Genomic DNA, 12,273 nt, shown 5'->3' on the forward strand with positions numbered 1-12,273 from the left:
AGTTGTTTCTTCTTGTCTAATTGAAATCATTTCTTCCCTGCAGTACGAGGAAAGAAATGATTTCTGCTTTTATTTGCAATTATATTTGATAATTTTCAAATTCTATTTCATGATTTGTTAAAAAAATGATACAATACATTGGAAAAACGTAAACGTAGATTACGGATGCGAGAAAGAGGAGGATTTTATGGCGATCAGCGAAGAACAAGTCAAACACGTTGCCAAACTAGCAAAACTTTCATTCTCAGATGATGAATTACATGAGTTTACCTCTCAGCTAGGAAAAATTATTGATATGGTAGAAACACTGGAAGAAGTGGATACTACAGGAGTACCCTTTACATCGAATGTCGCAGAAACGATCAATGTGATGCGTGAAGATGTAACGACCGGTGGCTGGGACCGTGATGAATTAATGAAAAATGTTCCAGAATCCGAAGAAGGCTTTATTAAAGTGCCTGCAATCATTGACAATGGGGAGGCGGGTGCCTAATGACTGAACTATATAATAAAAGCTTAGAAGAATTGCATAGCTTATTAGTATCAAAAGAAATCACTGCGACAGATCTAACGAGCGAAACCTTTGCTCGCATTAAAGAAACAGAGCCGAAAGTCGATGCGTTTCTTGCATTGAACGAAGAAAAAGCCCATGCGTTAGCGCAAGCTATCGATCAAAAAGGTATCACTGAAAGCAATGTGTTGGCTGGGATTCCCATTGGGATCAAAGATAACATTGTTACGAAAGATCTACGCACAACAGCGGCTTCTAAAATTTTAGGCAACTTTGACCCAATCTACGATGCAACAGTCATGGACAAAGTTTACCAAGCAGACATGATTCCAGTTGGTAAGTTAAACATGGATGAATTTGCCATGGGCGCAAGTACCGAAACGTCGTTCTTTAAGAAAACGAAAAACGCTTGGGATGAGACAAAAGTACCTGGTGGTTCATCAGGTGGCTCGGCGGCTGCCGTTGCAGCGGGACAAGTCCCATTATCATTAGGTAGCGATACAGGTGGTTCGATTCGCCAACCAGCAGCTTTCAATGGAATCGTCGGGCTGAAGCCAACATATGGACGGGTTTCTCGTTTTGGTCTGATCGCGTTTGCATCCTCGTTAGATCAAATTGGTCCGATGACCCGTGGTGTGAAAGACAATGCCATCGCATTAAATGCCATCAGTGGGTTTGATGCAAAAGATAGTACGTCAGCCGGGACAGCTGTTCCTGATTTTACAGCAGGTTTGACTGGTGATATCAAAGGCATGAAAGTTGCTTTACCAAAAGAATACTTAGGTGAAGGAATTCAAGCAGGCGTCCGGGAAGCAATCTTAAAAGCTGCAGACACTTTCCGTGCGTTAGGAGCGACCGTGGAAGAAGTCAGCTTGCCACATTCAAAATATGGGGTAGCTGTTTACTATATCATCGCATCTTCTGAAGCAAGTTCTAATTTGCAACGTTTTGACGGTATCCGTTACGGTTTCCGTTCAGAAAATGTCCGCAATTTAGAAGATGTCTATGTCAATTCGCGTAGTGAAGGATTCGGGGAAGAAGTCAAACGCCGGATCATGTTAGGTACGTTTTCACTAAGTGCTGGCTACTATGATGCCTACTTCAAAAAAGCCGGTCAAGTTCGGACGTTGATCAAACAAGATTTCGATAAGGTCTTCAGCCAATACGATTTGATCATTGGCCCAGCATCACCAACGGTAGCATTTGGTATTGGAGAAAATATCAATGATCCAATTACCATGTACTTAAATGATATTTTAACCATTCCTGTGAACTTAGCAGGACTGCCAGGGATGTCGATCCCAGCAGGTTTTTCTGAAGGACTGCCAGTCGGCTTGCAGATCATTGGGAAACATTTTGATGAAGCAACCATGTATAAAGCGGCTTATGCCTTTGAACAAGCAACTGATTTCCACACGAAAAAACCAGTGATTTTAGGAGGGGATAAGGCATGAACTTCGAAACAGTCATTGGGCTTGAAGTCCACGTAGAATTAAAAACAGAATCAAAGATTTTTTCTCCAGCACCTGCTCACTTTGGCGCTGAACCAAATAGCAACACGAATGTGATCGACTGGGGCTATCCAGGTGTTTTACCAGTAATGAACAAAGCGGCTATCGAATTTGGGATGAAAGCTGCGCTTGCGTTGAATTGTGAAATCTCAAAAGAAACGCATTTCGACCGCAAAAACTATTTCTATCCCGATAATCCGAAAGCCTATCAAATCTCTCAATTTGACCAACCAATCGGTCATGACGGGTGGATTGAAATTGAAGTCGAAGGCAAAAAGAAAAAAATTCGCATCGAGCGAGTTCATTTGGAAGAAGATGCTGGGAAAAACATGCACGGCAAAGGCGGTTATTCTTATGTGGATCTGAATCGTCAAGGAACCCCTTTGATCGAGATCGTTTCCGAAGCGGATATGCGTTCACCAGAAGAAGCATATGCGTATCTAGAAGCATTGCGCTCAATCATCTTGTTTACAGAAGTATCTGATGTGAAGATGGAAGAAGGTTCCATGCGTTGCGACGCCAATATTTCGTTGCGACCTTACGGCCAAGAACAATTCGGAACAAAAACAGAATTGAAAAACTTAAACTCTATGTCCTTCGTGAAAAAAGGTTTAGCATTTGAAGAAAAACGCCAAGCCAAAGTATTGCTTTCTGGAGGCGAGATCCAACAAGAAACTCGTCGTTTTGATGAAGCAACCAGCAAAACTTTATTGATGCGTGTCAAAGAAGGTTCTTCTGATTATCGTTACTTCCCAGAACCAGATATCCCACGATTTGTGATCGATGATGAATGGATCGAACGGGTACGTCAAAGCTTGCCAGAAATGCCGCAAAAACGTCGTGCCCGTTACATCTCTGAATTGGGCTTACCAGAATACGATGCAATGGTCTTGACTTTATCAAAAGAAATGTCCGATTTCTTTGAAAAAACCATTGATGCCGGTGCTGATCCCAAACAAGCTTCTAACTGGTTGATGGGGGAAGTTTCAGCGTATCTGAACAGTGAAAAATTGGAACTGCCAGAAACGAAATTAACCCCAGACAATTTAGCGGGAATGATTCGTTTGATCGCCGATGGCACGATCAGCTCGAAGATTGCGAAAAAAGTCTTCAAAGAATTGATCACAAACGGCGGCGACGCTGAAGAAGTCGTAAAAGCCAAAGGATTGATCCAATTATCAGATCCTGCGCAATTACTACCAATGATCAATGAAGTACTAGATAACAACCAACAATCCGTCGATGACTTTAAAAACGGAAAAGACCGCGCAGTTGGTTTCTTAGTTGGTCAAATCATGAAAGCAACCAAAGGACAAGCGAATCCAGGCGTTGTGAACAAGCTGTTGCAAGAAGAACTAGCAAAGCGATAAGAGGCAAGCGATGAAAAGAGCAAGAGTAATCTATAACCCGACATCTGGGAAAGAATTGATTCGAAAAAATTTAGCAGATATTTTAGATGTTTTGGAAACTGGCGGTTATGAGGCGAGTGCATTTGCCACCACCGCTGCGCCATTTTCCGCTCGTGATGAAGCAAGAAGAGCCGGCGAAGCTGGTTTTGATTTGGTGGTAGCTGCCGGTGGTGATGGCACGATCAATGAAGTCGTCAATGGGATCGCTCCTTTAGAAAAGCGACCAAAAATGGCGATCATTCCTGGAGGCACGACCAATGACTACGCACGAGCACTAAAAATTCCCCGTACAGATATCAAAGCAGCTGCGGAAGTGATTTTGAAGCAGCAAACGGTGAAGATGGATGTCGGAAAAACACCCAACACGTATTTTATCAACATTGCTGCTGGTGGGCACTTAACGGAATTGACCTACGATGTTCCTTCTGAATTGAAAAGTATCTTTGGCTACTTAGCTTATTTAGCAAAAGGAGCTGAATTACTGCCCCGCGTCAAACCGATCAAAATGCATCTAAAGTATGAAGACGGAGAATACATTGGCGGAGCCTCAATGTTCTTTTTAGGACTAACGAATTCAGTGGGAGGTTTTGAACAGATTGCCCCTGACGCAAAGCTTGACGATGGGAAATTTTCGTTGATCATTGTCAAAACGGCCAATATTTTTGAGATTGTCCACTTAGTTGCTTTAATGATGAATGGTGGCAAGCACATCAACGATCGTCGTCTGATTTATACGAAAACATCTTTTCTTGAAGTAGACGCGCCAGAGCAGGTCAATCGATTAATGATCAACCTTGATGGTGAATACGGCGGAGATGCTCCTATGCGCTTTGAAAATCTACACAATCATATTGAGTTTTTTGCGAATGTCGATCAAATTCCTGATGATGCGGTCGTTGGTGAGCAGAACTATCAAGAGATGAGCGAAGGTTTTATTAAAGAAGTCGAACGTCTTTCCGATGAGGACATCAATGGAGATGGCAAGATCGGCGACGAAACAAGGTAAACGATTTTTCTTTTCATGCAAAGTGAAAGAACAGGGACTTTTGGACCTGTTCTTTTTTTAAAAAATAAATTGTGGAAAAAGTAACAGGAATATTTTTAAGAAAAGTTGATAGAGCAGCTTTTCTTAAATTTTAGTAAAGGACGTTTTTTGCGTTATGTTCCACATCGGGTATTTGTTTCACGGCTATCAGCGCGATTCATGAAGATAAAGCGAATGAAAAATTGAAAAAACGAACGATCTTCGCTAAAAAACGAACTTTTTGAAAATATACTCGTTAAAGTTCGTCATTTACGTATTTCTATGCAATCTAATGATGCAAAAGCCAGAGAGAATATGCTATAATGGTGAAACGAAGAAATGGGGGGGACCGGAATGGAGCACATCGATTCTACAAAAGCGCTAGATCTGCTTAGAGATGACGCAGAACGAATCAAAAAGCTGATCCGAAACCAAGAAAATAGTTTATGTATCGCACAATGCAAAGCATTTGAAGAAGTGGTTGATACCCAAATGTATGGTCTATCACGGCAAGTGGCATTTGCGATCCGCTTGGGGATCGTCGATAATCAAACAGGACAACAATTGATGGCGGATCTCGAAAAAGATTTGAACCAATTGTACAGCGAGGTCTATGAAGACCAGCGGACACCTGAAATCGGCAAGGAGGCATAAACTTGCCAGAAAAAGTAAAGAAAAGACATTTATTAGATTATAGTATTTTACTGCCTTATATAGTGATGTGTGTTACGGGTTTGATGATGGTCTACAGCTCCACATCCTATGTTGCGATGACCGCCACACAACCGACCACAGCTGCTTCTTACGTCATCAATCAAGCAATATTCTGGTTGTTGAGTCTAGTAGCAATCACTGTCATGTATAAAATGAAAACGGATGTTTTTCGGAACAAAAAATTTGTCCAGATCGCCATGATCGTCATTTTGTTTTTATTGATCGCTGCCTTCTTTTTCCCAAGAAGAAACGGGGCACATGGTTGGTTAACAATTGCGGGCTTTTCCATTCAACCAGCTGAGTACTTGAAATTTATTGTCATCTGGTTTTTATCTGTGACTCTTTCCTATCGTCAAAAAGGTATCCAACAAGAGTTTTGGAAAACGGTTTGGCGTCCAATCGGAATCGTCTTCGTCTACACCGGGATCATGGCCTTTTATCCCGACTTCGGGAATGCTGTGATCGTCATGCTACTGGCTTTTGTCGTTTTATTATCTAGTGGTCTGAATTACCTGTATACCCTGATATTAGGTGTGGCAGGAATCGTAGGCAGTACATTGATCGTCTTCTTGGTAAATTTAACTGGTGGAAAGCTTTTACCTGATTATGTCTATAGTCGCTTCTCATCATTTTTAAACCCATTTGCGGATGAATACAATACAGGTCATCAAATGGTCAATGGGTATTATGCAATGTTCAACGGTGGGCTTTTCGGACGCGGGCTTGGAAATAGTATCCAAAAACGTGGCTTCTTAAACGAAGCGCACACCGATTATATATTTTCGATCGTTATGGAAGAATTAGGCTTGATCCCATCGATCATTATCTTAGGTGTTTTGTTCTATATGGTGGGACGGATCTTTCTTGTCGGTATCCGTTCAAGAGATCCCTTTAATTCCATGATGTGTATCGGCATAGGGACATTATTTATGTCTCAGATTTTCATCAACTTAGGGGGGATCACTGGTTTGATCCCATTGACGGGAATCACTTTTCCGTTTTTAAGTCAGGGTGGGTCAAGTTTGCTGATGCTGTCGATTTGTATTGGTTTTGTATTAAATATCAGTGCCGAAGAAAAGAGGAAACAATATTATTTGAATTATTGATCAATTGAATGGAGTGGATTAGATGAAGAAAATTCTTGTTGCCAATCGTGGAGAAATCGCGATTCGTGTCTTCCGCGCATGTGCGGAGTTAGGAATCAAAACAGTCGGTATTTATGCTGCGGAGGATGAATACTCCGTCCATCGTTTTAAAGCAGACGAAGCGTATTTAGTGGGGAAAGGCAAACGGCCGATTGATGCGTATTTAGACATTGAAGATATTATTCGCACAGCGAAAAAAGCCGGGGCTGAAGGGATTCATCCAGGGTATGGTTTTTTATCAGAAAACCTGGGCTTTGCTCAGCGCTGTGAAGAAGAAGGTTTGATTTTCATCGGACCATCCACTCACCACTTAGATATTTTTGGCGACAAGATCAAAGCAAAAGCAGCAGCGATCGAGGCGGGGATTCAATCCATTCCCGGATCTGACGGTCCAGTGGCATCGATTGACGACGTTTTAGCATTCGCTGACGAACATGACTATCCAATCATGATCAAAGCAGCTCTTGGCGGCGGTGGTCGAGGCATGCGTGTCGCTCATGATGAAAAAGAAGCACGTGATGGCTACGAACGTGCCAAAAGTGAAGCGAAAGCGGCATTTGGTAGTGACGAAGTTTACGTTGAAAAATATATTAGTAATCCAAAACATATTGAAGTCCAAATTCTAGGGGATACGCACGGAAATGTCGTCCATCTATTTGAACGTGACTGCTCTGTTCAGCGCCGTCACCAAAAAGTAGTCGAAGTGGCACCTTGTGTGTCAATGACGACTGAACAACGGGAAAAAATTTGTCAAGCTGCCGTTCAATTGATGAAGCATGTTGGCTATATCAATGCCGGAACAGTGGAATTTTTAGTTGAAGGCGATAAATTTTACTTTATCGAAGTAAACCCTCGGGTCCAAGTGGAACATACAATCACTGAAATGATCACCAATTTAGATATCGTGACGACACAAATACTAATTGCACAAGGCAAGGATCTGCATAAAGAAATTGGGATTCCTGAACAAAAAGATATTCGCTTCGAAGGGGTTGCGATTCAATGTCGCGTGACAACGGAAGATCCAGCGAATAATTTTATGCCAGATACTGGTAAGATTGATACCTACCGTTCTCCAGGTGGATTTGGGGTTCGTTTGGATGTCGGAAATGCTTACGCAGGTGCGGTGGTAACCCCGTATTTCGACTCACTGCTTGTAAAAGTCTGTACACATGCGGCAACCTTTGATCAAGCGATTCAGAAAATGATGCGCTGTTTGAAAGAATTTCGTGTACGTGGGGTAAAAACAAACATTCTCTTCATGCGAAATGTCGTTTCTCATCCAGCCTTTCGTTCGGGTGAAGCCAAAACCACCTTTATCGACAATACGCCGGAACTATTCAATTTCCCTCGGATTCGTGATCGTGGAAACAAAACCATGAAGTATATCGGGGAAATTACCATCAATGGATTTCCGGGGATCGAAAAACAAAAGAAACCATTTTATAATGAGCCACGGATGCCACAACACATCCAAGCAACGCCTGATTTTGTCAGCGCCAAAAATATTTTAGATACGAAAGGTGCCGAGGGTGTCGTTGAATGGATCGGTCAACAAAACAATGTCTTACTGACGGATACAACCTTCCGAGATGCCCATCAAAGTTTGTTGGCAACTCGTGTAAGAACCCATGACTTTAAGAAAATTGCCGCGATGACGGAAGCTGGCCTGCCACAATTGTTCTCAAGTGAAATGTGGGGTGGAGCAACGTTCGACGTTGCCTACCGTTTCTTAACAGAAGATCCATGGGAAAGATTGCGGATGTTCCGGAAAAAAATGCCGAATACCTTGTTGCAAATGTTGTTTAGAGGCTCCAATGCTGTGGGATATTCCAATTATCCAGACAATGTATTGGAAGAATTCATCAAAGAATCTGCAGCGCAAGGAATTGATGTGTTCCGAATCTTTGATAGTTTAAACTGGGTTCCACAAATGGAGAAAAGTATTCAAGCCGTTCGCGATACAGGAAAAATTGCAGAAGCAACGATTTGTTATACCGGGGATATCAATGATCCGACCCGTCAAAAATATTCAGTACAATACTACAAAGATATGGCGAAAGAATTGCAAAACCTTGGTGCCCATATCATTGCTATCAAGGATATGGCTGGATTATTAAAACCGCAAGCGGCTTATCGTTTGATCAGTGAGCTAAAGGATACGATCGATGTGCCGATTCATCTGCATACCCATGATACGAGTGGAAATGGGATCATTACTTACTCAGCAGCTACTAAAGCCGGTGTTGACATCGTGGATGTCGCTATGTCAGCGGTCAGTGGCGCAACGAGTCAACCAAGTATGAGTAGTTTGTATTATGCACTATTGAACGGCGAACGCTGCCCAGAAATCAATGTAGACAACATCCAACAGTTGAACCACTACTGGGAAGATGTCCGCATGTACTATCATTCCTTTGAAAATGGCTTGAACGCACCTCAAACGGAAGTGTACAAGCATGAAATGCCGGGGGGACAATATACCAATCTCCAGCAGCAAGCCAAAGCCGTTGGTTTAGGCGAAAAATGGGATGAAATCAAAGAAATGTATCATGAAGTCAATATGATGTTTGGAGACATCGTGAAAGTGACGCCTTCTTCGAAAGTCGTTGGGGACATGGCACTCTTTATGGTTCAAAATGGCTTGTCTGAGAAAGATGTTTTTGAAAAAGGCGATACATTAAGCTTCCCTGAGTCAGTAATCACATTCTTCCAAGGTGAGTTAGGTCAGCCAGTTGGTGGCTTCCCGAAAGAATTACAGCGCATTATCTTGAAAGGACGCCCAGCCTTTACCGAACGTCCTGGAACATTCGCGAAGCCAGTTGATTTTGCTGATGTGAAGCAAGAACTAGCGGAGAAAATCGGCTATGAACCAAAACATGAAGAAGTCTTGAGCTACTTGATGTATCCGCAAGTCTTCCTTGATTATCGAAAAGCTTATGAACAGTTTGCAGATGTGAAAGTTCTTGATACTCCAACTTTCTTTAACGGCATGCGCTTAGGTGAAACGATCAATGTTGAATTAGAAAAAGGCAAAATCTTGATCATTCGTCTAGATGAGATCGGTGAGCCAGATATTGAAGGCAACCGAACACTCTTCTTTAACTTGAACGGACAACGCCGAGAAATCGTCGTTAAGGACAACTCAATCATCAGCTCTGTTCAAACGAAACGTAAAGCAGAGCCAACGAACAAAGAACAGATCGGTGCTTCGATGAGTGGCTCAGTTTTAGAAGTATTAGTCAAAAAAGGCGACCGGGTGGCACGTGGACAAACCTTGATGGTCACGGAAGCGATGAAAATGGAAACTTCGGTTGAAGCCCGCTTCTCAGGCGTAGTTGAACATGTGTATGTAACCGATGGGGAACCAATTCAGTCAGGAGATCTTTTGATTGAAGTCAAAGAGAAGTAAGGAGTCGATCCACAGATGAAGCGAAGAGGATTATTGTTTTGCGGCTTATTTGTCCTAGCCCTAATAATCGTGTATTTGCAGCCAGTTTTCATGCAAAACGCTTCAGATTCAAGAGTGACGATCGAAAACCCAATCAAAGCACCAACAAGCATGAATTACGAACCAATCGCAGCTCAAGGATTAGCTGAATTGATCGGGGAACCTGTTTCGGATTTCGAAGAAGTCTATGGTCTTCCAGTTCAAACATATCGATCAGGTTACGAGTTTGAAATTCGGGTCTACAATCAATTAGACGATCAACAGTATGTTGAGATCAATACCGATGGTGAAAGTGTGCAAGCAATCAAAGTAATCGGCGCCGGGGGCTCTTCCCTGGCACCTTTTACGATGGGCATGACCTTGACTGACTTGACGGAGTTGACCATGATCTATCCTAACTTTACCTTGACACAAAATGATCGTGCGATCAGTTTCGAATTGATGGAAGAAGATATGAACTACCGTCCATTAGTGGCTTTTGACAACGGGACATTTGCTGTTTTGTTCTTTGATCAGGAGACTGCCCAACTGCAAGCCGTCACTTACTTGGATCAGACCACATTACTTAAACTGGCACCTTATCCCTTGACGGAAGGGCAGCGACCGCTGTTTCAAGTTTCGCAAACAATTGACCAAGCCCAAGCCAACCTTGAAAAAGAGACCTTGGCGTTTGTTATCATCGATAAAATTCGCCAGCAAATCGGCTTAGACAGCTTCTCACAAGATACCCAAACACATCAAGAAGCAGCTGGACTTTTATTTAATTTGACGAATAACCTATCAGACTATTTGACTTCTCAACGAATCCATTCTTATCAACGAGCACTTTCTTCGGAAAAGACAAGTAATTTTGTCTTATCGAATGACGAATGGCGAGAGTTGTTAGCGGAAAAGGAATTGGAAGCATCTGCTTCAATCTTCGAAGCGCCTGTTTATGATCCAACTTTTACGATTTTGTCATGGTTCAGTAACCCAAGATTTACTGAGCGCCTTACCCATGAACAATCAGAAAAGATAGGAATTGCTTTTTCTGAAGCAAATATGGTAGTCTTAGTGCAAGAAGATGTGGAAGGGACCGAGGATAGTACGTCAGATGATTTACGATGAAGCCTTTTTTGAGATTGAAGATCAAATTGAAGCACTTGTGAAGGCAATCAGAGCAAGTGAAACGTGTAAAACCTATCAAAAAGCGAAACAGGTCATGCATCAAGACCCTGATGTTCAGACATTGATGCGATCGTTTTTAGAAAAAAAACTAGATTTTGAAAGAATTGAAGCTTTCGGTGAGTATGCGCCTGATTTCAAAGAAAAAAAACGGGCGTTGCGCACAGCCAAGCGGCAGTTGGATCTTAATGAACAAGTAAGTGAGTATCGCTGGAGTGAAACACAACTGCAGCGTTTGCTGGATGAACTGACTGTGGCGATCTCTACTTGTTTTTCTCCCTCTGTCAAAGTGGACGCTGGGAGTCCCTTTTTTCAATCAAAATCAAGTTGTGGAGGAAATTGTCATGCACGAGGATAAAGAGCCTTTTACGATGCAAAAGCGTCGAGGATTGATCGTATGGGTTTACAGCCTACGTCAACTAAAGAATTTGCGCCGTTTTGGTTTTGTTCATTATGTGTCACGCAAGATGAAATACGTGGTCATGTATTTGAACGAAGAAGAATACGAAAGCAAAAAAACAAAAATCGAGCAGTTTCACTTTGTTCGACAAGTTGAAGCTTCCTATCGACCAGATGTCGAAATGGATTTTGCTGAAAAAATTGGTACGTCAGCAGCCTATCCAGTGAAAGATGAAGGGTTTGATATCGAAGAAAAAAATACGATGATTCGATTGGCAGAAAACGTGTAATAAAAAAGTGGGGGTGCCTTGAGTCACCGCCATTTTTTTATTGCTATTTATAGAAACAGTGCTATATTTGTATTTACGAAGATCTTGGAGGGAAAAAAGCATGCGTGTAGTAGCCGGAGAATATGGTGGCCGCAGATTAAAAAGTCTCGCTGGAGACAACACTCGCCCCACGACAGACAAAGTAAAAGGGGCGATTTTTAACATGTTAGGGCAATATTTAGATGGAGGTGTTGTACTGGATTTATTCAGCGGAAGCGGGGGCTTAGCTATCGAAGCGGTCTCTCGGGGAGCTGATCATGCGGTTTGTGTCGACCGTAGTTTTCCAGCAACCAAAGTGATCCGCGAAAATATTGCTATAACCAAAGAACCCGAAAAGTTCACGGTGCTAAAAATGGATGCGAATCAAGCTTTACGGCAGTTTGCAGCTGAGGGACAAAGTTTTGACTATCTCTTTTTAGATCCACCTTACGCAAAGCAAGAGATTGTGCAACAAGTGGAATCAATGATGATAGACGGATTGATCCGCCCCTTTGCTTACGTAGTTTGCGAAACAGACAAGTCCATCGTCTTACCAGAACAAATCGGCTCGTTGCATTTGGTCCGTGCCCAAACCTATGGCATATCGGCAGTGACGATCTATAGAAATGAGGGATAA

General features: G+C 42.4%; 11 protein-coding genes. All 11 read left to right on the forward strand.

What is annotated here, in order from left to right:
• Positions 1 to 187 precede the first annotated feature (187 nt).
• The 11 genes from gatC to rsmD all read left to right on the forward strand — a co-directional run bounded on the left by gatC (position 188) and on the right by rsmD (position 12,273).
• A complete protein-coding gene (gene gatC / locus IGI89_RS12705) occupies positions 188 to 493 on the forward strand; it encodes an Asp-tRNA(Asn)/Glu-tRNA(Gln) amidotransferase subunit GatC (protein WP_005225977.1) in 306 nt (101 codons plus the stop codon).
• Positions 493 to 1,965: an Asp-tRNA(Asn)/Glu-tRNA(Gln) amidotransferase subunit GatA gene (gatA, locus tag IGI89_RS12710; protein WP_315041923.1), complete on the forward strand. Its 1,473-nt coding sequence runs from the start codon at positions 493 to 495 to the stop codon at positions 1,963 to 1,965. Before gatC ends, gatA begins: the two co-directional genes overlap by 1 nt.
• The gene (gene gatB / locus IGI89_RS12715) at positions 1,962 to 3,392 is read left to right on the forward strand and encodes an Asp-tRNA(Asn)/Glu-tRNA(Gln) amidotransferase subunit GatB (RefSeq protein ID WP_005225979.1); all 1,431 of its coding nucleotides are present in this window, start codon (positions 1,962 to 1,964) and stop codon (positions 3,390 to 3,392) included. Before gatA ends, gatB begins: the two co-directional genes overlap by 4 nt.
• Positions 3,393 to 3,402: 10 nt before the next feature.
• Positions 3,403 to 4,437 carry a diacylglycerol kinase gene (locus IGI89_RS12720; RefSeq protein ID WP_430600979.1) on the forward strand — a complete coding sequence of 345 codons (1,035 nt, stop codon included), beginning with the start codon at positions 3,403 to 3,405 and terminating at the stop codon, positions 4,435 to 4,437.
• A 372-nt stretch (positions 4,438 to 4,809) separates the two neighbouring features.
• Positions 4,810 to 5,109 carry a YlaN family protein gene (locus IGI89_RS12725; RefSeq protein WP_008380108.1) on the forward strand — a complete coding sequence of 100 codons (300 nt, stop codon included), beginning with the start codon at positions 4,810 to 4,812 and terminating at the stop codon, positions 5,107 to 5,109.
• A gap of 2 nt (positions 5,110 to 5,111) precedes the next feature.
• Complete coding sequence (locus IGI89_RS12730; protein WP_005235746.1) at positions 5,112 to 6,275, forward strand: FtsW/RodA/SpoVE family cell cycle protein; 1,164 nt, start codon at positions 5,112 to 5,114, stop codon at positions 6,273 to 6,275.
• A 22-nt stretch (positions 6,276 to 6,297) separates the two neighbouring features.
• Complete coding sequence (locus IGI89_RS12735; RefSeq protein ID WP_005235747.1) at positions 6,298 to 9,726, forward strand: pyruvate carboxylase; 3,429 nt, start codon at positions 6,298 to 6,300, stop codon at positions 9,724 to 9,726.
• Positions 9,727 to 9,741: 15 nt separating this feature from the next.
• Positions 9,742 to 10,872 (forward strand): CAP-associated domain-containing protein, encoded by a 1,131-nt coding sequence (locus IGI89_RS12740; RefSeq protein ID WP_430600978.1) that lies wholly within the window; start codon positions 9,742 to 9,744, stop codon positions 10,870 to 10,872.
• Positions 10,859 to 11,287 carry a YlbF family regulator gene (locus tag IGI89_RS12745; protein WP_430600977.1) on the forward strand — a complete coding sequence of 143 codons (429 nt, stop codon included), beginning with the start codon at positions 10,859 to 10,861 and terminating at the stop codon, positions 11,285 to 11,287. The genes IGI89_RS12740 and IGI89_RS12745 overlap by 14 nt, the downstream gene beginning before the upstream one ends.
• Positions 11,274 to 11,618 carry a YlbG family protein gene (locus tag IGI89_RS12750; protein ID WP_005235753.1) on the forward strand — a complete coding sequence of 115 codons (345 nt, stop codon included), beginning with the start codon at positions 11,274 to 11,276 and terminating at the stop codon, positions 11,616 to 11,618. The genes IGI89_RS12745 and IGI89_RS12750 overlap by 14 nt, the downstream gene beginning before the upstream one ends.
• 100 nt (positions 11,619 to 11,718) lie before the next feature.
• The gene (gene rsmD, locus IGI89_RS12755; protein ID WP_430600976.1) at positions 11,719 to 12,273 is read left to right on the forward strand and encodes a 16S rRNA (guanine(966)-N(2))-methyltransferase RsmD; all 555 of its coding nucleotides are present in this window, start codon (positions 11,719 to 11,721) and stop codon (positions 12,271 to 12,273) included.

This window comes from Enterococcus sp. AZ141, assembly GCF_051714385.1.
In the GTDB taxonomy this organism is placed as follows: domain Bacteria; phylum Bacillota; class Bacilli; order Lactobacillales; family Enterococcaceae; genus Enterococcus_D; species Enterococcus_D entomosocium.